At 56.2% G+C, this 23,618-nt stretch carries 30 protein-coding genes and 1 tRNA gene; 24 read left to right on the top strand and 7 right to left on the bottom strand.

Annotated elements, in window-relative coordinates:
- The first annotated feature begins 69 nt into the window (after positions 1–69).
- The 12 genes from SADFL11_RS06150 to SADFL11_RS06100 all read left to right on the top strand — a co-directional run bounded on the left by SADFL11_RS06150 (position 70) and on the right by SADFL11_RS06100 (position 5,093).
- Positions 70–777 carry a GP88 family protein gene (locus SADFL11_RS06150; RefSeq protein WP_008194479.1) on the top strand — a complete coding sequence of 236 codons (708 nt, stop codon included), beginning with the start codon at positions 70–72 and terminating at the stop codon, positions 775–777.
- A 37-nt stretch (positions 778–814) separates the two neighbouring features.
- Positions 815–1,027, top strand: coding sequence for a hypothetical protein (locus SADFL11_RS06145; protein ID WP_008190288.1), 213 nt, complete (start codon positions 815–817; stop codon positions 1,025–1,027).
- Positions 1,027–1,242 (top strand): hypothetical protein, encoded by a 216-nt coding sequence (locus SADFL11_RS06140; RefSeq protein WP_008197478.1) that lies wholly within the window; start codon positions 1,027–1,029, stop codon positions 1,240–1,242. The genes SADFL11_RS06145 and SADFL11_RS06140 overlap by 1 nt, the downstream gene beginning before the upstream one ends.
- Positions 1,243–1,244: 2 nt before the next feature.
- Complete coding sequence (locus tag SADFL11_RS06135) at positions 1,245–1,541, top strand: hypothetical protein (protein WP_008194807.1); 297 nt, start codon at positions 1,245–1,247, stop codon at positions 1,539–1,541.
- A 10-nt stretch (positions 1,542–1,551) separates the two neighbouring features.
- Positions 1,552–1,731, top strand: a complete 180-nt coding sequence (locus tag SADFL11_RS06130; RefSeq protein ID WP_008191010.1) for a hypothetical protein — start codon at positions 1,552–1,554, stop codon at positions 1,729–1,731.
- Positions 1,732–1,742: 11 nt separating this feature from the next.
- A complete protein-coding gene (locus SADFL11_RS06125; protein WP_134852924.1) occupies positions 1,743–2,012 on the top strand; it encodes a hypothetical protein in 270 nt (89 codons plus the stop codon).
- Positions 2,013–2,014: 2 nt separating this feature from the next.
- Positions 2,015–2,197, top strand: coding sequence for a hypothetical protein (locus SADFL11_RS06120; RefSeq protein ID WP_008191352.1), 183 nt, complete (start codon positions 2,015–2,017; stop codon positions 2,195–2,197).
- Positions 2,190–2,354, top strand: a complete 165-nt coding sequence (locus tag SADFL11_RS25220; protein ID WP_167578959.1) for a hypothetical protein — start codon at positions 2,190–2,192, stop codon at positions 2,352–2,354. Before SADFL11_RS06120 ends, SADFL11_RS25220 begins: the two co-directional genes overlap by 8 nt.
- A 16-nt stretch (positions 2,355–2,370) precedes the next feature.
- Positions 2,371–2,715 (top strand): hypothetical protein, encoded by a 345-nt coding sequence (locus SADFL11_RS06115; protein ID WP_008197445.1) that lies wholly within the window; start codon positions 2,371–2,373, stop codon positions 2,713–2,715.
- A 622-nt stretch (positions 2,716–3,337) separates the two neighbouring features.
- Positions 3,338–3,685 carry a helix-turn-helix domain-containing protein gene (locus SADFL11_RS06110; protein WP_008197436.1) on the top strand — a complete coding sequence of 116 codons (348 nt, stop codon included), beginning with the start codon at positions 3,338–3,340 and terminating at the stop codon, positions 3,683–3,685.
- On the top strand, positions 3,660–3,962 hold the full coding sequence (locus SADFL11_RS06105) for a hypothetical protein (RefSeq protein WP_040450425.1): 303 nt from the start codon (positions 3,660–3,662) through the stop codon (positions 3,960–3,962). The genes SADFL11_RS06110 and SADFL11_RS06105 overlap by 26 nt, the downstream gene beginning before the upstream one ends.
- Before the next feature lie 84 nt (positions 3,963–4,046).
- The gene (locus SADFL11_RS06100) at positions 4,047–5,093 is read left to right on the top strand and encodes a tyrosine-type recombinase/integrase (RefSeq protein WP_167578958.1); all 1,047 of its coding nucleotides are present in this window, start codon (positions 4,047–4,049) and stop codon (positions 5,091–5,093) included.
- A 244-nt stretch (positions 5,094–5,337) separates the two neighbouring features.
- Here SADFL11_RS06100 and SADFL11_RS06095 read toward each other — a convergent pair.
- Positions 5,338–5,411: transfer RNA gene (locus SADFL11_RS06095), tRNA-Gln, on the bottom strand.
- Positions 5,412–6,071: 660 nt separating this feature from the next.
- Between SADFL11_RS06095 and SADFL11_RS06090 the strand changes: the two genes are divergently transcribed.
- From SADFL11_RS06090 to SADFL11_RS06075, 4 genes are all read left to right on the top strand, one after another.
- Positions 6,072–7,448 carry a Ppx/GppA phosphatase family protein gene (locus SADFL11_RS06090; protein ID WP_081450450.1) on the top strand — a complete coding sequence of 459 codons (1,377 nt, stop codon included), beginning with the start codon at positions 6,072–6,074 and terminating at the stop codon, positions 7,446–7,448.
- Positions 7,445–8,155 (top strand): RlmE family RNA methyltransferase, encoded by a 711-nt coding sequence (locus SADFL11_RS06085; RefSeq protein WP_008192470.1) that lies wholly within the window; start codon positions 7,445–7,447, stop codon positions 8,153–8,155. Before SADFL11_RS06090 ends, SADFL11_RS06085 begins: the two co-directional genes overlap by 4 nt.
- A gap of 188 nt (positions 8,156–8,343) precedes the next feature.
- Positions 8,344–9,846: an IMP dehydrogenase gene (gene guaB, locus SADFL11_RS06080; protein ID WP_040450428.1), complete on the top strand. Its 1,503-nt coding sequence runs from the start codon at positions 8,344–8,346 to the stop codon at positions 9,844–9,846.
- A gap of 56 nt (positions 9,847–9,902) precedes the next feature.
- Positions 9,903–11,195: an RsmB/NOP family class I SAM-dependent RNA methyltransferase gene (locus SADFL11_RS06075; protein WP_008192296.1), complete on the top strand. Its 1,293-nt coding sequence runs from the start codon at positions 9,903–9,905 to the stop codon at positions 11,193–11,195.
- A 6-nt stretch (positions 11,196–11,201) separates the two neighbouring features.
- On the opposite strand, the gene SADFL11_RS06070 is transcribed toward SADFL11_RS06075, so the two are convergent.
- The gene (locus SADFL11_RS06070; RefSeq protein ID WP_008188626.1) at positions 11,202–12,458 is read right to left on the bottom strand and encodes a tetratricopeptide repeat protein; all 1,257 of its coding nucleotides are present in this window, start codon (positions 12,456–12,458) and stop codon (positions 11,202–11,204) included.
- A 193-nt stretch (positions 12,459–12,651) separates the two neighbouring features.
- On the opposite strand from SADFL11_RS06070, the gene guaA reads away from it, so the two are divergent.
- Positions 12,652–14,226 carry a glutamine-hydrolyzing GMP synthase gene (guaA, locus tag SADFL11_RS06065; RefSeq protein WP_008190825.1) on the top strand — a complete coding sequence of 525 codons (1,575 nt, stop codon included), beginning with the start codon at positions 12,652–12,654 and terminating at the stop codon, positions 14,224–14,226.
- A gap of 67 nt (positions 14,227–14,293) precedes the next feature.
- On the top strand, positions 14,294–14,809 hold the full coding sequence (locus SADFL11_RS06060) for a hypothetical protein (protein ID WP_134852923.1): 516 nt from the start codon (positions 14,294–14,296) through the stop codon (positions 14,807–14,809).
- A gap of 4 nt (positions 14,810–14,813) precedes the next feature.
- Here SADFL11_RS06060 and SADFL11_RS06055 read toward each other — a convergent pair whose 3' ends face one another.
- Together SADFL11_RS06055 and SADFL11_RS06050 are read right to left on the bottom strand one after the other, a co-directional pair.
- Positions 14,814–15,140: a TraR/DksA family transcriptional regulator gene (locus SADFL11_RS06055; protein WP_008195051.1), complete on the bottom strand. Its 327-nt coding sequence runs from the start codon at positions 15,138–15,140 to the stop codon at positions 14,814–14,816.
- A gap of 113 nt (positions 15,141–15,253) precedes the next feature.
- Positions 15,254–15,973 carry a class I SAM-dependent methyltransferase gene (locus SADFL11_RS06050; RefSeq protein WP_008188618.1) on the bottom strand — a complete coding sequence of 240 codons (720 nt, stop codon included), beginning with the start codon at positions 15,971–15,973 and terminating at the stop codon, positions 15,254–15,256.
- A 307-nt stretch (positions 15,974–16,280) separates the two neighbouring features.
- Between SADFL11_RS06050 and SADFL11_RS06045 the strand changes: the two genes are divergently transcribed.
- Together SADFL11_RS06045 and SADFL11_RS06040 are read left to right on the top strand one after the other, a co-directional pair.
- Positions 16,281–16,652, top strand: a complete 372-nt coding sequence (locus SADFL11_RS06045) for a hypothetical protein (RefSeq protein WP_008191851.1) — start codon at positions 16,281–16,283, stop codon at positions 16,650–16,652.
- Between the two features lie 18 nt (positions 16,653–16,670).
- Positions 16,671–17,204, top strand: a complete 534-nt coding sequence (locus SADFL11_RS06040) for a nuclear transport factor 2 family protein (RefSeq protein WP_008193873.1) — start codon at positions 16,671–16,673, stop codon at positions 17,202–17,204.
- Here SADFL11_RS06040 and SADFL11_RS06035 read toward each other — a convergent pair.
- Positions 17,201–17,836, bottom strand: coding sequence for a MarC family protein (locus tag SADFL11_RS06035; protein WP_008189976.1), 636 nt, complete (start codon positions 17,834–17,836; stop codon positions 17,201–17,203). The two genes, SADFL11_RS06040 and SADFL11_RS06035, sit on opposite strands and share 4 nt — an antisense overlap.
- 213 nt (positions 17,837–18,049) lie before the next feature.
- Between SADFL11_RS06035 and gyrA the strand changes: the two genes are divergently transcribed.
- Complete coding sequence (gene gyrA, locus SADFL11_RS06030; RefSeq protein WP_008194874.1) at positions 18,050–20,872, top strand: DNA gyrase subunit A; 2,823 nt, start codon at positions 18,050–18,052, stop codon at positions 20,870–20,872.
- A 75-nt stretch (positions 20,873–20,947) separates the two neighbouring features.
- On the opposite strand, the gene SADFL11_RS06025 is transcribed toward gyrA, so the two are convergent.
- Both SADFL11_RS06025 and SADFL11_RS06020 read right to left on the bottom strand, forming a co-directional pair.
- Positions 20,948–21,160, bottom strand: coding sequence for a hypothetical protein (locus SADFL11_RS06025; protein ID WP_134852922.1), 213 nt, complete (start codon positions 21,158–21,160; stop codon positions 20,948–20,950).
- 256 nt (positions 21,161–21,416) lie between these two features.
- Positions 21,417–21,833 (bottom strand): hypothetical protein, encoded by a 417-nt coding sequence (locus SADFL11_RS06020; protein WP_008196615.1) that lies wholly within the window; start codon positions 21,831–21,833, stop codon positions 21,417–21,419.
- Between the two features lie 160 nt (positions 21,834–21,993).
- Here SADFL11_RS06020 and coaD point away from each other — a divergent pair, with 160 nt between their 5' ends.
- From coaD to SADFL11_RS06005, 3 genes are read left to right on the top strand one after another with little or no spacing between them, the layout of a single operon-like run.
- Positions 21,994–22,497 carry a pantetheine-phosphate adenylyltransferase gene (gene coaD, locus SADFL11_RS06015; protein ID WP_008190104.1) on the top strand — a complete coding sequence of 168 codons (504 nt, stop codon included), beginning with the start codon at positions 21,994–21,996 and terminating at the stop codon, positions 22,495–22,497.
- 60 nt (positions 22,498–22,557) lie between these two features.
- Entirely contained in the window at positions 22,558–23,094 is a 537-nt protein-coding gene (locus SADFL11_RS06010) for a peptidylprolyl isomerase (RefSeq protein WP_008194791.1), read from the top strand.
- Positions 23,095–23,147: 53 nt separating this feature from the next.
- The gene (locus SADFL11_RS06005; RefSeq protein ID WP_085955881.1) at positions 23,148–23,609 is read left to right on the top strand and encodes a peptidylprolyl isomerase; all 462 of its coding nucleotides are present in this window, start codon (positions 23,148–23,150) and stop codon (positions 23,607–23,609) included.
- The last annotated feature ends 9 nt before the right edge of the window (positions 23,610–23,618 follow it).

Here is a 23,618-nt window from a genome sequence, read left to right as displayed (position 1 = left end):
CACAGTCTTTTTGTGCCTCTCAATAACAGCAACTCTCCGACTAGATTGACAAGTCTAAAGGACCACACTATGAAACACCTTACCAAGACCGAACTGGCCGTTATGGCTGGCCGTCCACTCTTCATGAATAAGGTCAAGAGCGTCTCTGACGGCATGGGAAAGACCGAACGTGTCATCAAGAAGAGCACAAATACAAAGCTCGGAAAGAAGGTCACAAAAGGTCATTGGGCGGGAATGCCTATCATGACTGTAACACTAGAAGAGCGGACTACTTGCCCAAGGTCATGTAAACACTGGGCTGACTGCTACGGCAACAACATGCGAAACGCTGTGAGGTACACTTATGACCAACATCTTGTTGAACAAATGGAACGTGATCTGGAACACTATCAAGCAAAACACCCTGACGGCTTTGTGGTGCGGTTGCATGTTCTTGGTGATTTTCCTGATGTGGCTTACGTTGCGCAATGGGCAAAATGGCTCGGTAAGTTTCCTGCGCTCCGTGTCTACGGATACACCGCACACCAGATTGGGACATCCATTGGCGATGCTATCCAATCGGTAAGGCTCTGTGCCGATGGACGGTTTCAGATCCGCATATCAGCCGGGACCGACGCCACCAACAGCGCTCTAAGTGAGCATGACGAACAGGCTCCAGACCTGCTGGAAAGCAAACAAGCATTCATCTGTCCTGAACAGACCGGAAAGACCGATACATGCGGCACCTGTGGTCTATGCTGGACAAGCACAAAAGCCGTGGTCTTTTTGACCCATTGATAACAGTAAGTCTCCGACTATATCGAAAGGACTAACCATGTCTTACGTTGCACAGATCCTCCTGAAAACACCTACCGGCACTGACTGGAAGGACATCAAGACCAGTCACGGGAAGCCGTACACGTTCAACACTGCGGAGGAGGCAAACGACTTCTTGCTGCGCTGGTATCCATCCGTCCACCGGTCCTATTTGGTCCGCTATCGGGCGCACCAGACAACGGCAACGACCACACTCGCGGAGGCTGCGTGATGCACACCTTAACGATTGTTTTCGGTACCGACGCACCAGTTGCGCACTCCTTGGGACATTCTGGCGAGGACATTGAACAGAACGGCGATGGGATTGTTAGAAACTTCGCCTTCAAGACAAAGGATGAGGCAGACGCTCTGTTACTGGGACTGGTAACCGCCAAAGAGTGGTTCGAGAACTTTGACTATGTCGTCCTTGATGAAGAGGAGCGCTAACCATGACGCTGACACCAGACATGTACAACTGCTGGCCGGGTGGTCAGGAGCCGACAGCTGAAGAGATCCAAAGCTGTGACGCACTGGAGATCCACCCGCTGCTCAACGCATCTGAAACAGACGATGAGACTTGGTACGAGCCGTGTGACCGTGACGATGCGGAGATCTGGGGCGTCTACCTCCACCTGAAGGAAGGCGGGATCGAGTCACTCACCGACTGCCAGACTGAGGCTGATGCTTTGCTGATTGGCAACGCTCTGGCCGGGATCTGGGATCTAGACTTGCACTGTTTTTATTGAGGGACTGGCCATGACCAATACATATCGCGTCACGAAAGACCATGACGGCTACATCATCACAGCTGAGTACCCTGACGGCTCCAAAGCACGTATCGGCGATCCGATGAAGAGCCTCTCAATGACCATGCAGAAGGCCCGCTTCATCTCCGGAGTTGGTGACCGTGTGGTGAAAGGGCATCCGGAAAAGTAGGAAGACGAACAATGACCATAACACACACTCTACCGCACCTCGACAACACACCCAGCGACCTCCCAATGCATCCTATGCTCAAGCGTGTGGTCGCTTATCACCAGATCGACGAGAAACGCTGGATTGCCGTTCTGGAGCTTCACAACGAGGACCATCCGTACTCGACGCACCTTGTCTACGACAACGGGGAGTGTCTCTCCGGCACCTACCACAAGGACGTTGTGGCTGCTCACGAGACCGCTTTCCAGCGTTGGGACGACTACATCGAGCAGGGACTATAACCATGATCAAGATACTCGCTCACGACATCACAAACGACGTCACAATCATCGACACAGGGTTTGGCTTATGGGTCCGGTACGGGCTGAACCAAGAGCCTGTAGACGACATCAACGAGGCAGTTGAGGTCTACAACAAGAACGTAGCACACGCCCTCGGAGCTAAAGGATGGTTTGTCCATGACTGACATTGTCCACCAATACCACGGATACAAAGCCGTTCGTCGAGACTCTTGGCACGATCTCCGGGCAGTGTCCGGAGAGTTCCTTGAGATGTCAGACGGCTCTGTCTGGTTCCACCCTTACAACGGCTGGCATCCTGTCCAGCACAAGTCCGCAAACTAAACAAGGAGACCACCCAATGAACCACAAATTCCTCCCTACCATCACCCTCGATCTTGCCACCCTCGAAGCGATCAAGTCAGGAGAGCTTGAGATCCGCCCAGGACAATGGTGTGAGATGCCGCTGACACGTCGCAAGGGTCAGTTCATCTCCGTCCGCGACGGCATCGCCTACTTCAGCTGGACCGATCAGAAGCAGTCCTTCGAAGACCGCACCCAGCGCTTCTGCAGAGCCATCTGGCACCAACGCCGGAAGGCAGCTGGACCTGTCACTGCGGTTCAGAAGGCTCCAGCCTCGCTCCAGTTCGACACAGTACGGGATTGGTTCAAGAACTTCGACACCTTCAACGAGCTTAGCGCCTAGAAGACTCACAGGGACTCGTGGAGAGGCGTTCTCGACCTCTCCGCACCTACCCTAGCCGACAACGCCAACCGACTCTCAGAGAGCTTCTATGGCCTTTTTTCAAGACGGCGTTAGACTGTCTAACAATTCACAACGAATTGTCCCTGTCATTATTGACATGCACCCTGAAGTGACTCAAAAACAGGAGCACAACCAATACAACCTCGACTACAACCAACACGCAAAGGAGGCCGAACGCATCTGCTGACTAAGTCGGACCTATCGGCAGAGAGACTGTTATACATATTCTCCTAGAGACAGTATTACGTATCATAAAGATAAGTTTACGACTCCATTAAGATACTCTATGGGGCATATTGCAGATCAGGTGAACAGTCAGTGTGGGATGCGTTCTCGACCGTAACGAGCCTTAGAGATCCTCTTGGATAGAGGGGAGGGGGGAAGCCCCCAAACAACATAATGCTTAAGGGATCTCAGAGACTTGTTATTGCTAGTAAGAACAACTGTTTACCATCATCTACCCTATTCAGAAAGTGACGCTACGTTCATGCTTTACAGCAGTTGCATTGGCAACTATACGGACGCTTCACTTCCCTAGGGGGGCTTTTGAAGGAAGTGACCAATGGCTAGTAGTCCACAGCATAAACGGGATGCTGACTACACTAAACGTAAGAGACAGGAGGCGGGGCGGTATGTCAGACGGCTGCGGATCGAGAACGATCTGACGCAGGTCAAGCTGGCCGAGGCTGTGGGGATCAAGTATTACACATTCATCACACAGATTGAGAGTGGGAAGGGACGAGTACCACCCGAAGGATTGAGAGACTGGGCCATTGCGTTGAAGGTGGACCCTGTGGAGTTTGCATGGAACATGCTGAGCTTCTACGATCCGGAAACTTACGACGTCCTGAAGATAGACAGGTTGAGTAAGAAAGAGCGCGTAAATGCTACCGGCAGGAAAGAAGAATAACGACGTATGTGGATGTGCTGAATTAGTTGGTCTGGATCAGGACCAAACAAACGAGCTGGTCAAGCATCTCTGCACCATCGCAGAGGTTGACTGGGAATACACGGACACCGGGGAGTGTGTCCTGTTGGTGACGACGTGTGAGACCGGTTTCTCAGTTTCACACCTAGATGACGGTAGGGCTGTCTTGCAGTCCTTCAGCGGACGGGCCAAGGAGTTCGAGAGCTTCGAGGTCGCTGTCCTCAATCTAATCGATACGATTGACCATTTCTGCTTCTAGGAGGTTCACATGGCTGACGTGTTCAAGAAAGACGGTAGTCCATACTGGTACTACGACATCCCGGCATCCATCGCTGGGAAGCGGATGAGAGCATCGACCAAGCGCAAGAACAAGCGTGAGGCTCAACAGGTCGCTGACGAGATCGAGCGGCAGATGCTCGACCGTAAGCAGCTCGGCCACCGGGAGGAGATCACCCTGGAGAAGGCTGTGTCTTTTTTTCTCAAGAGACACCAGCATGTTTCTGACTTCAAGAATGTGAGATGGCGATTGCATAAAACCCTCGGTTGGATCACGCCGCGACACAGCGAGGAGCCGCACAAGGGTCTCGATCCGAAGATGCTGGTCAGTGACCTGCGCAAGGGACACTTCGCTGAGCTGCAGTCCTGGCGTCTCGCTGCCGGGAACTCCAAGCGGACCATCAACGGTGAGCTGGCCGCGTTCCGGAAGCTCCTGAACTACCTGGAGGAGACGGAAGAGTTCGTCATGCCTCCGCAGCCGGTCAAGTTCAAGCTGCTCAAGGTGAAGAACCGGGCGAAGCCTCTAAACGAGACAGAGCTGAACTCTCTCCTGAAGGAACTGGATCCGCGTGGCTACAACGGACCCATGAGCGAGAAGGCTACGATCTCCAAGCGGGACAACTACGACTTCGTTGTGATCCTCGCTGACACCGGTATGCGGTACTCTGAGCTGTCCAAGCTGCCGTGGTCGATGGTCGATAGGGAGAACTGGTCGTTCATCGACGTCTACCGTCCGAAGGTGGACAACGATGGCCGGATCGTCTGCACCAAGCGTGTGCAGGATATCCTCAAGCGCCGCTGGCATGAACGGCAGGGATCTCTCTACGTGTTCGCTGACAGCACCGGCCAGGGGCCGCGTAAGTATGCTCCCAAGGGGATCATCAAGGCGTTCGAGAGGGCCGGGATCAACACCCCGGAGAAGGTCGCCATCTTCGGCAACCGGTCGATCCACTCTCTGCGTGACACCTTCGCCACCCGCGTACGTCGCAAGGGGATGGGCCTGGACGGGATCCAGAAGCTCCTCGGTCACTCCGACTCGGCCATGTCGGCCAAGTACGCTGACATCGACACCTTCGACGTTTCCAAACGGGCTGTAAGCCTCCTCGACGACTAAGTCGGACCTATCGGCAGAGATACCTCACCATGATCAGTTTTCTCATCCTCACCGGCTTCCTCATCTGCTGCATCGCCATCGGGCTGTACGTCAGCGGGTTGATGGGCATCGTCTAGTAGGCTCACAGAGTCATTTCTCGATCTGAAAGCAAGAGACCCAAAGCCGCCCCACAGAGTAACTTTCTTACATCCGCAGACGACGCTTTTGAGAGCGATTAAGTCAGTGTTTTCAGGGAGTTAAGGGGTGGCTGGGGAAGAAGGATTCGAACCTTCACTAACAGAGTCAGAGTCTGCGGGTCTACCGTTAACCTATTCCCCAATCCGGTACACGCGAAGTCTCGCGGGCGGAGCACGATGATCGTGCCACGATTGGTGAGGGGCGTATACATCCAACCGGCCACCGAATGCAAGAGCAAGTTTTAGCTTTTTTGATCACAAAAGTCCGCGGGCCTGGCACTTGTGCAGAACACCCTGCCTTCTCTTTCAGAAATTGCCAAGCGGGGTTCTTTTCGAGCGGCGGTCAACCTGATACAGTTTTCCCAACTAAAGGACTTGCTCCGGGTGATTGTTGTGCTGAAACGCCCACAGATCCGGGGCATCGAAAGGTAAAAACGTGACTAATTCAGGTCAGGAACCGCCCGACTCCGGGCGACGTGCCCCTGATGTGTCCGGACAAAAAGCAGCGCTCAACGAGCGCAAGGGACGAAACCGACGGCGCCGGAAAAACCGGTCCGGTCAGGGTTCAGGAGTACAGGGTCGGGAGGGCAACAGCCCCGATGACCAAGCTCCTTCAAGTGGATCTGACGCCACAAGTGTCTCTCAAGCGGCCGGGCAGACCAGAAAAGCTGACGCCAAGACGGCGAACGGCGCGCCAGATTCTGTGGCTGCGAACTCTTCCCCTCGGAAGAAAAAGCGGCGTGGGCGCCGGCGTTCGGCGCAGAGCGGGACCGCAAATCCGGAATTACAATCAAAAGCACAGATGGAAGCAGCCATCGCCGGGACAGATGCGCCGCAGTTCGACGGTTCTCCCTCTGCAAAGGGCAAAAAAGCTGCCAGCAGGCGCGGCCGCAAACGTTGGCAGGCCAAAAAGAATCGTGGGCAAGCTGCGCACACCGATCAGGAAACACCTGCTGTTGAAATTGAGACCGGCGCGGATCCGCAGGTATCCAGACCTTTGAATGGCTTACCTACACCGGACGGCGGACCGCGTCCGCCGGAGCCGTCCAAACGTGACCCGCAACCTATTCGGCGTCCGCGTACACGGGGTCCGGAAGGCGCTCGGAACGGACATCGCCGTCATCCAGTGCAGACATCCGGCAATGCGCCTCTTTATGCTGCGCTCGACCTTGGAACGAACAATTGCCGGTTGCTGATCGCGCGTCCTGAAGAACGCGGTTTTCGGGTCGTCGATGCCTATTCCCGGATCGTCCGGCTCGGGGAAGGGGTCGGCGCGCACCGGCGGCTTGGCGACGCCGCCATGGACAGGGCAATCGATGCGTTGGGGCAGTGTCATCGCAAGTTGGCGGAACGGGGCGTCGAACGGTCCCGACTGATTGCAACAGAAGCCTGCCGGGCGGCCGAGAACGGGGCAGACTTCATTTCGCGTGTTCAGGCAGAAACTGGCCTCGCGCTGGAAATCGTTAATCGGGAAACCGAAGCACGGCTCGCTGTGGCAGGATGCGCTTCGCTGGTTGATCATGATGCCGACGGTGTCATTTTGTTTGACATCGGCGGCGGCTCTTCTGAAATCGTCTGGCTTGATCTGCGCAACAGATGCGGCGCGCGCGGATACGCGCTGACGCGGTTCATCCGGTCCTGGATCTCTTTGCCGGTTGGCGTTGTCAACCTGGCCGAGCGGCATGGCGGCGTTCATGTCACGCCGGACATCTTCGAGGCCATGGTGGACGATGCTGCCGATCATCTGGCCGAATTCAATCTCGCAGATGATCTGTCCGAAGCAATCTCCAGTGGCAAGGTTCATATGCTTGGAACTTCGGGCACGGTGACAACTCTGGCCGGGGTTCATCTTGGGCTGAGGCGCTACGACCGCCGGCGCGTCGATGGCGCGTGGCTGGAAGACACGCAAGTCGGCGGGATGATTGATCAGCTGCGCGACATGCCGTATGAGGCGCGCGTCAGCAATCCTTGCATCGGCGAAGACCGGGCAGACCTTGTTCTCGCAGGGTGCGCGATCTTGGAAGCAATCCGGCGGCGTTGGAGCTGCCCGAGATTGCGTGTTGCAGACCGGGGGTTGCGTGAAGGCATCTTGACCGAGTTGATGTCTGCCGATGGTGTATGGTCGCGTAGAAAAATGGGACCTCGGCAGGGCCGGGGCCGTCCAAGGAACAGACAATGAGTGGATCGAAAAAAAGAGGGTCTGGCGACCGTGGCATGCACGTCAAGGTCAAGTCGGCGGCCGGGCGGCGGGAATCATCGACCCGCTGGCTCTCCCGGCAGTTGAACGATCCTTATGTCCGGCGCGCCAAAATTGACGGCTACCGGTCCCGAGCCGCTTACAAGCTGATCGAGATCGACGACAAGCACAAGCTCTTGAAACCCGGGTACAGGGTTGTGGACTTGGGTTGTGCACCGGGCGGCTGGTGTCAGATCGCGGTCGACCGGGTCAAGTCGACGATCGACTCCCCAAAGGTTGTCGGGATCGACTATCTGGACATGGATCACGTGCGCGGAGCGGTATTCCTAAAAAAGGACTTTCTGGATGACGATGCGCCGGCAGCATTGATGGAAGCGCTCGGAGGGCATAAACCGGATGTTGTCCTGTCGGATATGGCGGCACCGACAACGGGTCATAAACAAACTGACCATTTGCGCACCACGCATCTCTTTGAGATCGCGATCGACTTTGCACGCCGGAATCTCGTTCCCGGCGGGTCTTTCCTTGCAAAGGTGTTTCGTGGCGGGACCGAGAACGCCATGCTTCAGGAGTTGAAGCGGGAGTTCAAATCCGTTGCGCACCTGAAACCTCCGGCAAGCCGGAAAGAAAGCCCGGAGCTCTATGTGATTGCCAAGGGTTTTCGCGGCAGCGACCTGCCTGAAGACTGAACTCAAAGGCAGAAGTTGAAAACAACGGAGATCGAAAGTGCGGGGCCTGTTCGAACAGGCCCTTTTCATTCTGTCACCTGCATGTTATTCACCCGCGCCAACTTCTCCGGCACAGCCGAAGCGACTCGACAAGATGCAGGCCCCCCAATGGCCGTGCGTCTCAATTGGTATTTATAGGGGAATTGGCAATGGCATCCTTCTTTGTCCCATCGACCGGGCAGCAAGCCCTGACCTTCGACGATGTTCTGCTGATCCCCGGCCACTCGGAAGTCATGCCGGGTGACGTTGATCTGCGCACGAAAGTTACCCGCGAACTTGAGCTGAACATTCCGATCCTGTCGTCGGCCATGGATACGGTCACCGAAGGCCGCTTGGCGATTGCCATGGCGCAGGCCGGTGGCATCGGGGTCATTCACCGGAACCTCTCCCTTGATCAACAGGCCGAAGAGGTCCGCATGGTCAAGAAGTTCGAATCCGGCATGGTTGTGAACCCGCTGGTGATCGGACCGGATGCAAGCCTGCAAGACGCGCTTGATCTGATGAAACGGTTCGGGATTTCCGGCGTCCCAGTCGTTGAGAATGGCGGAGCCGGCGGCCAGGTGACCGGAAAGCTCGTTGGCATTTTGACGAACCGCGATGTACGCTTTGCATCCAATCCGGACCAGAAAATCCGCGAGCTAATGACCAGCTCCAATCTGGTGACGGTCAATGAAAACGTCAAACAAGACGAAGCCAAACGGTTGCTCCACCAAAACCGGATTGAAAAATTGCTGGTGGTTGATGATGCCGGCAACTGTACCGGCCTGATCACGGTCAAGGACATGGAGAAGGCCCAGCTCAACCCGAATGCGTCCAAGGATGCCCAAGGGCGTTTGCGCGTTGCTGCAGCGACCAGCGTTGGTGAAGAGGGATTTGCCCGCGCCGAGCGGCTGATCGATGCCGGGGTCGACATGGTGGTGGTAGATACGGCCCACGGCCATTCCCAGAAGGTTCTTGATCAGGTTAACCGCGTCAAAAAACTCTCTAATTCGGTGCAGGTTCTGGCCGGTAACGTGGCCACTGCTGAAGCGACGAAAGCGCTGATCGATGCCGGGGCTGATGCCGTGAAGGTCGGAATTGGTCCAGGCTCCATCTGCACAACGCGGATTGTGGCTGGTGTCGGCGTTCCGCAGCTGACAGCGATTATTGAGTCGGTCAACGAAGCCAACAAGCAAGGCGTTCCGGTCGTCGCCGATGGCGGTATCAAGTTTTCCGGCGACCTTGCCAAGGCGATTGCAGCCGGAGCGGCCTCTGTCATGGTCGGCTCGTTGCTTGCTGGTACGGAAGAAAGCCCGGGCGAGGTCTACCTGCATCAGGGCCGGTCTTACAAATCCTATCGCGGCATGGGGTCTGTTGGCGCGATGGCGCGCGGATCGGCTGACCGCTACTTCCAGGCAGAAGTCCGCGACAGCCTGAAACTGGTTCCGGAAGGCATTGAAGGGCAGGTCCCGTACAAGGGAATGCTTGGCAGTGTTCTACACCAGTTGGCAGGTGGCCTGCGCGCAGCCATGGGCTATGTCGGTGGCAAAACCATCGAGGATTTCCAGGAAAAAGCGCGCTTCGTTCAGATCTCCGGAGCCGGTTTGCGGGAAAGCCATGCGCATGATGTGACCATCACGCGCGAAAGTCCGAACTATCCAACAAACGTTTGATATAAAGCATAATCGAAGGAGCCGGTCACATACCGGCTCTTTTCAAAGGGTAAGCGATGAAAGATGGCGGACGCCTCGCGGCGGCAATTGAAGTCCTGGACGAAGTGGAACGCCGTCATCGGCCGGTCCAGGTGGTCCTTAAGGAATGGGGGTCATCCCACCGGTTTGCCGGATCAGGCGATCGCACCGTCATTGGCAATCTCGTGTTTGATGCCCTTCGAAACCGGGCCTCCCTTGCAGCTCATATGCAGGACGAGTGCCCGCGGGCGTTGGCGCTCGCAACCTATGTGCTGACATGGGACAAGGGTCTTGAGGCGCTGACCACTGTTTTGAATGAAGACCGGCATGCGCCCGAGGCATTGACCGAAGCCGAGGCAGACCGTCTTGCCGCTGCAGTACCGGACGATTTGCAGCCGTGGCAGGCGGCTGATGTGCCGGAATGGTTGTGGCCGAAATTTACTGCCGTTTTCGGTGGAGACGCGGTTACGGAAGGCCGGGCTCTGGCGCAGCGTGCACCGGTCGACATGCGGGTTAACACCCTGAAATCGGATCGCGAAAAACTTCTGAAGAAGCTTGGCCACACAGGCGCTCAAGGCACCGGACTTTCGCCGCATGGAATGCGCATTGAAGCAAAGCCCGGTCTTGGCCGGATGCCGCATGTTCAAGCAGAAGAAGGCTACCGCAAAGGCTGGTTCGATCTTCAGGATGAGGCCAGTCAGCTGGCAGCCTTGCTGGCGGGGGCGCAGCCGGGACAACAGGTACTGGATTATTGTGCCGGCGGTGGCGGAAAGACGCTGGCGCTGGCAGCTGCCATGCAGAACAAGGGTCAGCTCTACGCCTATGATGCAGATCGTTTGCGTTTGGCTCCGATCCATGAACGGCTGCAGCGCGCAGGTGTCCGCAATATTCAGGTCCGTGATCCGGCGAGTTCCACGCTTGACGATCTTAAAGGGCAGATGGATCTTGTCTTCATTGATGCTCCATGCACGGGCACCGGCGTCTGGCGCCGCCGTCCGGATTCAAAATGGAAACTGACTGAAAAAGCGCTCAACGATCGCATGAACGATCAAGTACATGTCCTTGATAATGCAAAAGAGTATGTAAAGGTTGGTGGGCGTTTAGTGTATGCAACATGTTCGTTGCTGCCAGAAGAAAATGCCGACCAAATCAGCCGGTTTCTCTCCGCAAATGCGGACTTTGCCCCTGTCTCCGCGCTGGATTCATGGACCGCGATGCTGCCGGGCAAACCGGTTCCAGCCTATGTCACTGAGCGCGGTGACCTGACCTTGACGCCTGCATCCACCAAGACCGATGGCTTCTTCATCGCGATCCTGGAACGAACGGCGTAAGGCCTTTCAGGACATATCTCTCCGGCTGAGCCCGAGTACATTCGGCAAAGGTTCATCCGGACCTGCACCGAATTTTGGTTTTTCACCGTCTACGGAAGCCTGAATTGCTTCGGTCTTGTCTCCGGCTTCCGTTCGTCTTGCTTCGGTACCATCGGCGGAAACGCTTTCCGCCGCCGTCTCAGTTGCGTTGTCGATTTCAGCTGTTTCTTGATCTGATGCAGAGCTCTGAGCCGCTTTGCTGTCGGCATTGCCGACACTGGTCGAAGTGCTCTTGGTTGATTTTATGGCACCCTCCGAAGCCTTGATCAGCTTTTCAACCAGCGTCCGGATTTCTGGATCCAGGTCTTTGCCGCTGCCCGAGGTCAAAACCACGCGGGCTTGGTTCGGGAACTTCATCGCGGCCAGAGCAGCGCCAAGGGCATTTGCCGGGCCGCGGTTTTCCGGATTTGCATCAACCGCCTGCAGAGCGTAACGAAGCGCCGCGCCGAATTTGCCGAGCTTGCGGCAAATGACGCTTAAACGGGTCAGCAGTCCTGTTTTGTTTGGTGCAAGGCGAAGTGCTTCCGAGGCGGCCTCAAGAGAATCTTCAAGATCGCCGCGGCCTTCCAAGGCCTGGCTCAGCATGTCAAACGCATAGTAATTGTCTGCATCTTGTTCGGCAGCCCTGACAGCCAAGGATATGACGTCATCGTAGCGCTTCGATTTCAGCAAGGTGCGGGCAAGGCCAAGTAGCGCTGGAATATGGTTTGGTGCGCTCTTGAGGAGCATCCGGTACGCGGCCACGGCCTGAGGTGCTTGTCCGCCCTTTTCCAAAACCTCAGCTACTACTGTCTGCGCTGCGGGGCTGTTCGGCAACAGAGCTGACAACCGCTGCGCATAGGGTGCTGCAAGCCGCGCCTGTTCACGTTTTAATAGAAGATTGGACAGTCCGAACAACGCATTCTTGTGGTCCGGATCCCGATCCAGAACCTCCCGGAAATTGCTTTCGGCCAACTCCAAATCGTTCATAAGCAACTGGCAGTTCGCTAGGCTGGACCGGGCATTGATATGGCTTGGATCGGCAAAGATGAGCCGCCGCAAGCGGGATTGCGCTTCTTCAAGCTCGCCGGTCCGCAGCAATGCCGAGGCCGCCCGATAGGCGATCTCGGTGTCATGCGGAAGCATGTCACTGGCGCGCATATATCCGGTCTTGGCTCTAAGGAGGTCGCCATTTGCTTCATAGCCAAGGGCCTGATCGTAAATTTCGCGGGCAGCTGCGGTCATGATGCTCGGTTGGGCTTGTTATTGATTCATTAACCTAGGGCAGGCGGGGAGTCCTGCGCAAACGCCAAATCCAACCGTACACAGCTTCTCCCGGACCGATGTGCAGAACAGCGAAAGGCAAAATCTTGTGCGAGAGCGTTTGCGGCGTAAGAATCGGGTTCAATTTCGGCGAAAAGGCAGGTAGAAGCGCGCCATGACACATCATCACGACCGCCTCCTTATCATCGACTTCGGTTCGCAGGTGACCCAGCTGATCGCCCGCCGTTTGCGTGAGCTGAATGTCTACTGCGAAATCCACCCGTATCAGAATGTCACCGACACGTTTTTGGCCGAGTTCGCGCCAAAGGCCGTGATCTTCTCGGGCGGACCGGATTCTGTTACGCGGGAAGGCTCACCGCGGCCACCGGAGAGCGTTTATAACATCGGTGTACCGATCCTCGGCATCTGTTATGGCCAGCAAGTGATGATGCAGCAACTGGGCGGTGAAGTGCATGGCGGCAAGATATCCGGCGGTGGCGGCACCGCGGAATTCGGCCGGGCCTTCGTGACGCCTGCCGGATCAGATCTGTCGATCCTGAACGGCTGGTTTGCGGGCGGCAAGGAACAGGTCTGGATGAGCCACGGGGATCACGTCGCCAAGCTTGCTCCCGGTTTTGAGGTATTCGGCACCTCGCCAAACGCGCCTTACGCTATCACCGCGGACACACGCAGAAACTTTTACGCCGTTCAGTTTCACCCGGAAGTGCACCACACACCAAACGGCAAGACGCTTTATGAGAATTTCGTCAAGCTGGCCGGCTTTAGCGGCGATTGGACGATGGGCGCTTACAAAGACGACGCGATCGAGAAGATCCGTCAGCAGGTCGGGGACAAGAAAGTCATCTGCGGTCTGTCCGGCGGCGTTGACAGCTCAGTTGCCGCTGTTTTGATCCACGAGGCAATCGGCGATCAGCTGACATGTGTCTTTGTTGACCACGGTTTGTTGCGTCTCAACGAAGCGGAAGAAGTCGTCTCGATGTTCCGGGACAACTACAATATTCCGCTGATCCACGCCGACGAAACCGATCTGTTCCTCGGCGAACTGGACGGCCAGTCTGATCCGGAAACCAAGCGCAAGATTATCGGCAAGCTGTTCATCGACGTGTTCCAGAAACACGCCAATGAGATCGAGGGCGCTGAATTCCTGGCTCAGGGCACACTCTATCCGGACGTGATCGAGAGCGTCAGCTTCTCCGGTGGGCCGTCGGTGACGATCAAGTCGCACCATAATGTGGGCGGCCTACCGGAAAAAATGGGCCTGAAACTTGTGGAGCCGTTGCGCGAACTCTTCAAGGACGAGGTGAGGGCGCTTGGCCGGGAGCTTGGTCTGCCCGAGAGCTTTATCGGTCGTCACCCGTTCCCGGGACCAGGCCTTGCCATTCGCTGCCCGGGTGAAATCACCCGCGACAAACTGGAAATCCTTCGCAAGGCGGACGCCGTCTACATCGATCAGATCCGCAAGCACGGTCTATACGACGAGATCTGGCAGGCTTTCGTTGCGATCCTGCCGGTGCGTACGGTCGGCGTGATGGGCGATGGCCGGACTTACGATTACGCCTGTGCCTTGCGCGCTGTAACCTCCGTCGACGGCATGACTGCGGACTATTATCCGTTCACGCATGAGTTCCTCGGCGAAACCGCGACCCGGATCATAAACGAGGTCGAAGGCATCAACCGCGTAACCTACGACATCACGTCGAAACCTCCGGGCACGATTGAGTGGGAATAATTTTTGCAGGCCGCGGTTTGGAAACAAGCTGCGGTCTATTTGCTTCTAGCTGAAATAAAAGGCTTTTGTGACGGTGGCGCCCATCGACCTTGAACCGGATTGCACGAATTGCGCTGCGCTGTGTTGCGTGGTGTTTGCGTTCGACAAGTCCGAGTCATTTGGTCTGGATAAGGCGGCCGGTGAGGAATGCCCGAACCTCAAAGCCGACAACGCTTGCAAAATTTTTGAAGAGCGGGTTGAGCGTGGATTTCCGGGCTGCGTCAGCTACACGTGTTTCGGGGCCGGCCAACGGGTTACTCAAGAGGTGTTTGGCGGCGGGAGTTGGCGGGAAGAACCGGCGCTAAAAGCCCAGATGGGCGCGGCGCTCTCTGTACTGCGGCGGATCCATGAACAACTGGTTCTGTTGAAAGCGGCTCGAGAATTGCCGCTGACATCGGAACACAGCACGCAGATACAATCCTACGAGGCTATGTTGTGTTCAAATGACACGTGGACCGAAGAGACACTCTCCCGGTTCCCGATCGATAAAGTCGCCGGTGACATCAGGAACTGGATGAAACAACTGCGCGGACTGGTATCCTGATGCTCTACTTCGCGCAGCGGATACAAAATGCCGCTGCCGGGTCGACTTTAAGGCGTTTTGCAGCAATGTCTTCACCGCATTGGGCGCAATAGCCGTATTCCCCCTCATCCAAGCGTTTGAGCGCAGCTTCAATCCGCTGAATATCCGCGCGACGCTGGCGCTCGGAAGCTTGTGCCATGGCTTGTCCCTGGAGAGCATCCATCCGGGAGAGGCGGCCAACGGCCTGTTGGTCCAGCATGACGGTGGCGCGCGCGTCCTCGGAAATCTCGCTGAAGCTCTCGAGTTCTGCCTTCAGCCTGACCAGCGTTTCTCGAACCGCCGTGTCGTTCATAGGGGCAACCTCCTGTCCTGACGGTCAGTTTGACAGATCAGGACACGACATCACAAGTCAGAGTGAAATTAGGGTCTGTTGCCGAGCGGACTATGAATGACCGGATCAGCGAATTAGGCCGCGTGCGGTTTTTGCGCAACGACAAAAATGTTTTTGCCCAGCAAGTGGCGCGCTCCAACAGCGTCGATTTTCTTGCTGAGAGGAAAGACGTACTTGTTGTAAAACTCATAGGAAGACGCTGAGCCGAGACCACCCTCGACATCATATCCGACAAGCTTCACCACCAGGCTGGCAAAGAACCCCAAGCTTTCGACATAGTGGCAGTCTTTTATATTGAAGCCGGACGTTTGGAGTTTGTGAATGAGGTCCCGCTTCGAATACCGGCGATAATGCCCGACAGACCTGTCCAATCCAGAGAACAGCAACTGAAACGCAGGAAGGTAGAGGACCAAGGTTCCGCCTGGCTGCAAAGCCTCAAAACAGTCTCTGATAGCTCCACGGTCATCTTCGATATGTTCGAGAACGTTGGAACTGTAAATGCCGCCAACCTGGACGGGCAGATCGAGAAGACTGTTAGAGACCTGATACCCTCGATGGCGAAGAATTGACTGTGCGGATTCGTCGATTTCGATGCATCTCGGCCGCACAGCTGTTTGCTTGTGTACAACGTCCGCCAATGTCCCGATCCCGGCGCCAAAATCTACGATAGCCTCGCAATCACGAAGCGCTCCGGAAATGAGTTTCACGATATGCTCATTGTATTCCGGCATGGATTCTTCGACAAATGCGAGTTCTTGAAGACCAGAATATGTCGTGTTGGCAACGGACTGCATGGCATGCTCGCAAAAATAAATCAGCTGGATTTTAGTAGAGCCCGAGAGTTCTAAATAAATACTAAAGTCTGGGCTGTTTGGCGGGATCCAAAGTGAAGCCGAATGGTTAGGTTGCGTAGTCCCTACACTAGGATTGCGCTTTCGCAACGTGCTGAAGAGCCGGACGTGGTTCGTAAACCCTGGAATTTAGCCATTCCGCAACACGCGCCTGTCCGCAAGTTACCCGGCATTGACGCAAGTTTGACTTTTTGTGCTCTCGATTTACCGGCAAGTTGGCCGCGTTGAAAAAAGTCATTGGAGCATTCGAATGCTGGGAATAAGAGCCATCTGCGCCGCCGGGATCATCAGCGTGCTCGTCTCTGGCGCAAGCGTCGCTGGTGACGTGGAGATAGTTGATGCAAAGGCGAAAGAGGGGGCCGGCGGGTGGACGTTTTCTGTCACGCTCAAGCACGGGGATACCGGCTGGGATCACTATGCGGATCTTTGGGAGGTCTACACACCGGATGGAGATCTTCTCGGCAGAAGGGTCTTGGCCCACCCGCATGTCAACGAGCAACCGTTTACCCGGTCCTTGTCGGGCGTTCAAATCCCAGATGGTGTTACGACGGTGATCATCCGCGGGCGGGACAGCGTGCACGGTGTTTCGCCGCAGGAATTCGAAATTGATTTGAATCGATGAAATATCGGGGAGCCAGTGATGGAAACATTTTCCAAGGCGCAACAGAAGCTCATTGATGTCTGGGATGCGCACACGGCGAGCGAATTTGCCCACAAGAATGCCGACGAAGCCATTGCGACCATGACCGATCATCCGGTTCTGATCCATGTACCGGTCAACACCGGAGCAACCGGCAAAGAGCCGCTCAGGAAATTCTATGCAGAGATATTCATCCCGCAGATGCCGGAGGATGCGGAACTGGAACTCTTGACCCGCACTGTTGGCGGCAATCGGATTGTTGATGAATTCATCCTGCATTTGACCCATACAGTGCGCATGGATTGGTTCGCGCCCGGCATCGAGCCAACCGGCAAAAGACTTGCTGTGCCACATGTTGGCATCATCGCCTTTGAAGGCGGACTGATCGCCTCCGAACACATCTATTGGGATCAGGCGACCGTGCTCAAGCAAATGGGGTTGCTGGACGAGGATTTGCCGGTTCTTGGCAGTGAGCAAGGTGCCCGGTTGTTGGATCCAGCAGCGCCGGCCAATCAGCTGATTGATCGTCTCTAGGCCAGGAACGCCAGGATCCCATCGGCGACGAATTGCACTGAAAGGGCTGCGAGCAGGACCCCGAGCAGACGGGTGATGACCAGTTGAGCCGTGTCCCCAAGGGCGCGTTCAATGCGTTCTGCCAGCAGAAAGGCCCCAAGGCAACTGACGAGGATGATCAGGATCACACCGCCGAGGCCGGCATAGGTCAGGGTGTCCGGTGCCTGGCTGGACAGGAGAATGATTGCAGAAATGGCAGCCGGGCCGGAAATCAGCGGAATGGCCAGGGGAAAGATGGCGAGTTCGTTGATGGTCGCATGATGCGCTTCAGCGGACTCCATCGCCTTCTCGGCAGTTTCGCTTTTGCGTTCCTGGCGTTTGCCGAAAATCATCTCGATGGCGATCAGGAACAATAAAATGCCGCCCGCGACCCGGAAGGCGGAAACCGAAATGCCAAGGACATTCAGGACTGTCTGACCAGTGAAATAAAACAGGCCCAAAATGCCGGTGGCGGTGATGGTGGCCCGGACGGCGACCCGGCGCCGGTCGGCGGAACTCATACCGGCCGTAATCGCTAGAAACATTGGGGCCAAACCAACGGGATCAATGGTCACGAACAACGTGGCGAAGGCATTGATGTAAAAATCGATCATCGCGTGTCTCCGACAGGCAGTGCGTGGCGTTTGACGTGCGTTTTACAGTGCTTTTGAACCCGGCGCGACCAAGCCTTGTGAATTGTTTCTGTATGCCTGTGCATAGGATTTATAAGTGATTGAAATTAAATGATTATTAGCAAGCTTAAAAACAGCTTGAAATTTGGTTCCCCGACTTGAATCGGATATAAAGACACCAGCAATAACAAACAAATGAGTGTCTCTTTGGCTGACCAGGACAACAGCACCCCTTCAGGCGGGCTTCCGTCGGACATAAAGCCGGTCTCCATCGTCGATGAAATGAAGCGCAGCTACCTCGATTACGCCATGAGCGTGATTGTATCCCGTGCGCTGCCGGATGTCCGGGACGGCTTGAAGCCGGTGCACCGGCGCATCCTCTATTCGATGCATGAAAACGGCTACGAGTGGAACAAGCCCTACCGCAAGTCGGCCCGTGTGGTCGGTGATGTTATGGGTAAGTATCACCCGCATGGGGACAGCGCGATCTATGACGCCCTTGTGCGTATGGCGCAAAATTTCTCCCTTCGGCTGCCGCTCATCGACGGTCAGGGCAACTTCGGGTCCGTTGATGGCGATCCTGCCGCAGCGATGCGCTACACCGAGTGCCGTCTGGAAAAGGTCGCGCACCGGCTTTTGGATGACATCGACAAGGATACGGTCGATTTCCAGGAGAACTACGACAACTCCGAATCCGAACCGGTCGTCCTTCCCGCAAAATTTCCAAACCTTCTGGTCAATGGTGCCGGTGGTATTGCGGTCGGTATGGCCACAAACATCCCGCCGCATAATCTGGGCGAAGTGATCGATGCCTCCATCGCGATCATGGAAAACCCGGCGATGACGCTGGAAGAGCTCATGCAAATCGTTCCGGGTCCGGACTTCCCGACCGGCGGCATGATCCTTGGCCGATCCGGCATCCGCAGCGCTTATGAGACCGGCCGCGGCTCCGTTCCGATGCGGGCCAAGGTGGACACCGAAGAAATCCGCAAGGACCGCTGGGCTCTGATCGTTACGGAGATCCCCTATCAGGTCAACAAGTCCACGATGATCGAAAAGATCGCCGAGATGGTGCGTGACAAGCGCGTTGAAGGCATCTCCGACATTCGCGATGAAAGTGACCGCTCCGGTATGCGGGTCGTGATCGAACTCAAGCGCGATGCCGTCCCGGATGTCGTCTTGAACCAGCTCTACCGGTTTAGTCAGCTGCAGACGTCCTTTGGGGCGAACATGGTGGCGCTGAACGGTGGCAAGCCGGAGCAGATGAACCTTTCCGACATGCTGAAGGCTTTCGTCGCCTTCCGCGAAGAAGTCATCCAGCGCCGTACCCGATACCTTTTGAAAAAGTGCCGCGACCGGGCGCATATCTTGGTTGGTCTTGGCATCGCTGTCGCCAACATTGATGAGGTGATCAAGCTCATCCGGGCCGCGCCGGATCCGGCAACCGCCCGTGCCCAGTTGATGGAACGCAATTGGCCGGCCAGGGACGTTGAAGACCTTATCCGGCTTATCGACGATCCGCGCCACATGGTTCAGGAAGACGGCACCTACAAGCTGTCGGAAGAACAGGCCCGCGCCATCCTTGATCTGCGGCTGCAGCGTCTGACGGCCATGGGCCGCGACGAGATTGAGGAAGAACTCAACAAGATCGGCGCTGAAATCAGCGACTATCTCGATATTCTTCGCTCCCGTGCCCGCATCCAGGAAATCGTCCGTAACGAGATGCTGGAGATCAGGGAAGAATTCGCAACACCGCGCCGGACCGAAATCATCGAAGGCGGTGCGGACTTTGACGAAGAAGATCTGATCCAGCGCGAAGACATGGTCGTGACCGTGTCTCATGGCGGCTACATCAAGCGGGTTCCGCTCGCGACGTACCGGGCGCAGCGCCGCGGCGGCAAGGGCCGGTCGGGCATGGCGACCAAGGATGAGGATTTCGTCACCCGTCTGTTTGTTGCAAACACCCATACGCCGGTTCTGTTCTTCTCCTCCCGTGGCATTTGCTACAAGATGAAGGTCTGGCGTCTGCCTCTTGGCGGCCCGACCTCACGCGGCAAAGCCTTGGTCAACATGCTGCCGCTGGAGCAAGGCGAACAGATCACCTCAATTCTGCCGTTGCCGGAAGACGAGGACACCTGGGCAAACCTCGATGTGATGTTTGCAACAGTGCGCGGCACCGTGCGCCGGAACAAGCTCTCCGATTTCGTCAACATCAACCGGAATGGCAAAATTGCCATGAAGCTCGAAGAGGGCGACGGCATTGTTGGTGTTGACACCTGTTCGGAGCATTCCGACATCATGCTGACCACCAATTCGGGTCAGTGTATCCGGTTCCCTGCCACGGATGTGCGTGTTTTCGCTGGACGGAATTCGGTCGGCGTGCGTGGCATTCGCCTGGCAGACGGCGATCGCATCATCTCCATGCAGATCCTGCACCACATCGACGTGGATGCCGAGGAGCGCGCCGCATATCTGAAGCTTTCCCGGGCCATGCGCGGTGAAGCGGATGAAAATGGCGCGGCTGCCGACGAGGACGGCGTTGTTGCAGGCGAGTTGTCTCAGGAACGCTATGCGGAAATGAGCGCTGCGGAACAGATTATCCTGACCATTTCCGAAAACGGTTATGGCAAACGGACGTCGTCCTTCGAATACCGTGTCACCGGCCGCGGCGGCAAGGGCATCACGGCGATGGCTGTGAACCACCGGAATGGCGGCTTGATTGCCTCGTTCCCGGTCGAAGACAGTGATCAGATCATGCTGGTGACGGATGGCGGTCAGTTGATCCGCTGCCCGGTCGAAGGCATCCGCATCGCCGGACGCGCGACCCAAGGGGTGATCATCTTCAAGACGGCCGAGGACGAGAAGGTCGTCGCCGTTGAGGGGATCTCCGAGGTTGATGAGGATGAAGAGCTCGTCGAAGGCGAACTGCCAGAAGGTGGCGGGGCGGATGGCGACGCTGGATCGGGAGAGGGGGGCGATGGTGAAGCACCGGACAGCTCCTCAGGCTCAGATGAATAAGGCTTAGAATTCGGGCGGTATTTCAGGAATTGATATGCCGCCCTTTTTTTCTGGGTTCTGTTTTTCGCTGCAAGCTTAACTCTCTGCAACACCTGCAAGAATGCCGGACATGTTCGGAGCGCCGTGCCAGTTTGAGACTTGTTGGGTGGTTTGCGCCGTTGAACAAAAGTTCTGGCATACCAGCGCCGCGTGCAGTGCGGCAATGCCGAGATCCTCATAGTTCTTGATAAGTGTGGTCCGGGCCCAAGTTGCGGGGCGGGGACGGCGTGTTGCGTGGGTCTTCGTCATCATTCTGCTCCCTGTGATGCTGCGCTAAAGCGCTGATGATCCTGGAGGAGCAAACTCTTTGCCAAAGCGTTTTGAACGAAAATAAGTCAATTAAAACAATCGTTAAGTTGAACTTGTTGCTGATCCTATTTGGTTCGGATTTGCCGGATATAGGGAGTTTCTTCGCAATTTGGAAAACCGAAAACGACAACAGCGGCCAGGGTGGAACCTGAGCCGCTGTTTGCCGTTGGGGATATCTGGTTTTGGAGGTTTTGGATCAGTTGTTCGATGGATAACGGGCCAAAATGGTCTGGTTGACGGTGTTCGGCTGTTTTTCGATCGTGACGTAGGAAACGGTGCGAACCTTGGAGGCACCGGTCAGCTCAGCGGCGCATTCAGCGCTCCAAGCGCCCCATGTCTGGCTTTCACAGTTGCCAGCCTTTGCCGGGATGACAGCGCGGTCAGTCTTGGTTGCCATCATGCCCTGCGGTGCTGTCTGACCAACGTCTTGTGCCTGTGAAGCGTTGCTCGCGTTCATGCTGATGATGCCTGCGATCAGGACAGTCAGCAGTGCCAGGATGAAGATCGAGGCCAGTTTGAAATTTGCAATCGGGTCCATGGCTTTGGTTTTCGCTGTGAAGGGACGGGCAACCTGGTGATGACCGGTTGTTTTGTAAAAACTGCTGCTCCTCATCGTCTTGGCTCCTGCTCACGCCGTTTGTTGATGAGGCCACCTTGGCCTATGTCCGGCAAGAAACCTGTGACCGCCATCACACAATGTCGCATGGCGGAAATTGTCTTTCACGGGCCCGGATGCCTTGTGATGCGGCGAACGCCAGAGTAAGGATGAGCCCATGACACGTATCGCGCTTTACCCCGGCTCGTTCGACCCGGTAACAAACGGCCACATGGACATCCTGCGCCAATCACTCGCGCTGGCGGACAAGGTCGTCGTGGCAATCGGCATTCATCCGGGAAAGAAACCGCTGTTTTCTTTCGAAGAACGGGTCGAGCTGATTCACACATCAGCGGTGGCCGAGTTCTCCGAGGCTGAAGCGAGCCGGATCGAGGTGATCGCGTTCTCCGATCTCGTGATCAATACAGCACGCACCCAGAAGGCTGACTATCTTGTGCGCGGGCTGCGCGATGGAACGGATCTTGATTACGAGATGCAGATGGCGGGCATGAACGGAACATTGGAGCCGGACATAAAAACCGTGTTCCTCCCCGCATCTCCGGCAGTGCGGCACATTACGGCCACTTTGGTGCGCCAGATCGCTCAAATGGGCGGGGAAATCTCCGCTTTTGTCCCGGATCCTGTTGCAGACCCCCTGCGGCAACGTGCAAGACCGGATTGACACATTTTAAGCCGATCCCAATTCACCCCATGTCAACGACGTGAACTGCGGGAGTAACCAATGTCACGAATTTTCACAGCCCTGGCTGTTCTGGCGTCCCTGATCTTCATGCCGGCTATGGCCGTTGCGCAGCAGGATCCGGAAAACACGCTTTACCTGGATCTGAAAGATGGCCGCGTGGTCATCGAGCTGCGTCCGGATCTCGCTCCGAACCATGTTGCGCGTGTCAAAGAACTCACACGCGACGGGTTTTATGACGGCATCGTCTTTCACCGCGTGATTGACGGTTTCATGGCGCAAACAGGCGATCCGACCGGAACCGGCCGCGGTGGATCTGACAAGCCGGACGTGAACGCCGAGTTCTCGTCCGCGCCGTTTGAGCGCGGGACGCTTGGCATGGCGCGGTCATCCAGCCCAAACAGTGCCAATTCCCAGTTTTTCATCATGTTTGCGGACGGTGACTGGCTGAATGGCCAATACACCGTGTTTGGCAAGGTCGTCGAAGGCATGGACCTCGTCGACAACATCACAAAGGGCGAGCCACCTGCAAACCCGGACAAAATCATCAAGATGCAAGTTGCTGCGGACGCCGGCTAACCGGTGCTTCACCAACTGGCCCCTGAATACCCAAGGAGAAAACCATGGCTGACATCAAAGACGCCGAAAACACATTGATCATGGACACCACCCAAGGCGAAGTCGTGATCGAAATGCGTCCCGACCTTGCACCCAATCACGTTGCGCGGATCAAGGAACTGGTTCGGGAAGGTTTTTATGACGGCATCGTCTTTCACCGGGTAATTGAGGGTTTCATGGCCCAGACCGGTTGCCCGAATGGCACCGGCACCGGCGGTTCCGGCACAAAATTGAAGGCGGAATTCAACGCCGAACCGCATGTGCGCGGCGTTTGCTCCATGGCGCGTGCTCAGGATCCGAATTCCGGTGACAGCCAGTTTTTCATCTGCTTCGACGATGCCACCTTCCTTGACCGCCAATATACGGCCTGGGGCAAGGTGATCGAAGGCATGGAAAATGTCGACAAGATCAAACGCGGTGAGCCTGTCCAGAATCCGGACAAGATCAACTCAATGAAGGTTGCTGCAGACGCTTAAGTCTCGGCT

The organism is Roseibium alexandrii DFL-11 (assembly GCF_000158095.2).
Taxonomy (GTDB): Bacteria; Pseudomonadota; Alphaproteobacteria; order Rhizobiales; family Stappiaceae; genus Roseibium; species Roseibium alexandrii.
This window is presented reverse-complemented; position numbering and strand designations above follow the sequence as displayed.

What these genes read in the sequence shown, in the direction of transcription:
- SADFL11_RS06045 (WP_008191851.1), top strand. Translation starts at nt 16,281, where the DNA reads ATGCTGGGAATAAGAGCCATCTGCGCCGCCGGGATCATCAGCGTGCTC.
- gyrA (WP_008194874.1), top strand. Translation starts at nt 18,050, where the DNA reads ATGAGTGTCTCTTTGGCTGACCAGGACAACAGCACCCCTTCAGGCGGG.
- SADFL11_RS06150 (WP_008194479.1), top strand. Translation starts at nt 70, where the DNA reads ATGAAACACCTTACCAAGACCGAACTGGCCGTTATGGCTGGCCGTCCA.
- guaB (WP_040450428.1), top strand. Translation starts at nt 8,344, where the DNA reads ATGGCATCCTTCTTTGTCCCATCGACCGGGCAGCAAGCCCTGACCTTC.
- SADFL11_RS06035 (WP_008189976.1), bottom strand. Translation starts at nt 17,836, where the DNA reads ATGATCGATTTTTACATCAATGCCTTCGCCACGTTGTTCGTGACCATT.
- SADFL11_RS06110 (WP_008197436.1), top strand. Translation starts at nt 3,338, where the DNA reads ATGGCTAGTAGTCCACAGCATAAACGGGATGCTGACTACACTAAACGT.
- SADFL11_RS06120 (WP_008191352.1), top strand. Translation starts at nt 2,015, where the DNA reads ATGATCAAGATACTCGCTCACGACATCACAAACGACGTCACAATCATC.
- SADFL11_RS06050 (WP_008188618.1), bottom strand. Translation starts at nt 15,973, where the DNA reads ATGCAGTCCGTTGCCAACACGACATATTCTGGTCTTCAAGAACTCGCA.
- SADFL11_RS06140 (WP_008197478.1), top strand. Translation starts at nt 1,027, where the DNA reads ATGCACACCTTAACGATTGTTTTCGGTACCGACGCACCAGTTGCGCAC.
- SADFL11_RS06105 (WP_040450425.1), top strand. Translation starts at nt 3,660, where the DNA reads ATGCTACCGGCAGGAAAGAAGAATAACGACGTATGTGGATGTGCTGAA.
- SADFL11_RS06115 (WP_008197445.1), top strand. Translation starts at nt 2,371, where the DNA reads ATGAACCACAAATTCCTCCCTACCATCACCCTCGATCTTGCCACCCTC.
- SADFL11_RS06040 (WP_008193873.1), top strand. Translation starts at nt 16,671, where the DNA reads ATGGAAACATTTTCCAAGGCGCAACAGAAGCTCATTGATGTCTGGGAT.
- SADFL11_RS06125 (WP_134852924.1), top strand. Translation starts at nt 1,743, where the DNA reads ATGACCATAACACACACTCTACCGCACCTCGACAACACACCCAGCGAC.
- SADFL11_RS06075 (WP_008192296.1), top strand. Translation starts at nt 9,903, where the DNA reads ATGAAAGATGGCGGACGCCTCGCGGCGGCAATTGAAGTCCTGGACGAA.
- SADFL11_RS25220 (WP_167578959.1), top strand. Translation starts at nt 2,190, where the DNA reads ATGACTGACATTGTCCACCAATACCACGGATACAAAGCCGTTCGTCGA.
- SADFL11_RS06100 (WP_167578958.1), top strand. Translation starts at nt 4,047, where the DNA reads ATGAGAGCATCGACCAAGCGCAAGAACAAGCGTGAGGCTCAACAGGTC.
- SADFL11_RS06135 (WP_008194807.1), top strand. Translation starts at nt 1,245, where the DNA reads ATGACGCTGACACCAGACATGTACAACTGCTGGCCGGGTGGTCAGGAG.
- guaA (WP_008190825.1), top strand. Translation starts at nt 12,652, where the DNA reads ATGACACATCATCACGACCGCCTCCTTATCATCGACTTCGGTTCGCAG.
- SADFL11_RS06085 (WP_008192470.1), top strand. Translation starts at nt 7,445, where the DNA reads ATGAGTGGATCGAAAAAAAGAGGGTCTGGCGACCGTGGCATGCACGTC.
- SADFL11_RS06130 (WP_008191010.1), top strand. Translation starts at nt 1,552, where the DNA reads ATGACCAATACATATCGCGTCACGAAAGACCATGACGGCTACATCATC.
- SADFL11_RS06055 (WP_008195051.1), bottom strand. Translation starts at nt 15,140, where the DNA reads ATGAACGACACGGCGGTTCGAGAAACGCTGGTCAGGCTGAAGGCAGAA.
- SADFL11_RS06145 (WP_008190288.1), top strand. Translation starts at nt 815, where the DNA reads ATGTCTTACGTTGCACAGATCCTCCTGAAAACACCTACCGGCACTGAC.
- SADFL11_RS06090 (WP_081450450.1), top strand. Translation starts at nt 6,072, where the DNA reads ATGGAAGCAGCCATCGCCGGGACAGATGCGCCGCAGTTCGACGGTTCT.
- SADFL11_RS06010 (WP_008194791.1), top strand. Translation starts at nt 22,558, where the DNA reads ATGTCACGAATTTTCACAGCCCTGGCTGTTCTGGCGTCCCTGATCTTC.
- SADFL11_RS06025 (WP_134852922.1), bottom strand. Translation starts at nt 21,160, where the DNA reads ATGACGAAGACCCACGCAACACGCCGTCCCCGCCCCGCAACTTGGGCC.
- SADFL11_RS06070 (WP_008188626.1), bottom strand. Translation starts at nt 12,458, where the DNA reads ATGACCGCAGCTGCCCGCGAAATTTACGATCAGGCCCTTGGCTATGAA.
- SADFL11_RS06020 (WP_008196615.1), bottom strand. Translation starts at nt 21,833, where the DNA reads ATGAGGAGCAGCAGTTTTTACAAAACAACCGGTCATCACCAGGTTGCC.
- coaD (WP_008190104.1), top strand. Translation starts at nt 21,994, where the DNA reads ATGACACGTATCGCGCTTTACCCCGGCTCGTTCGACCCGGTAACAAAC.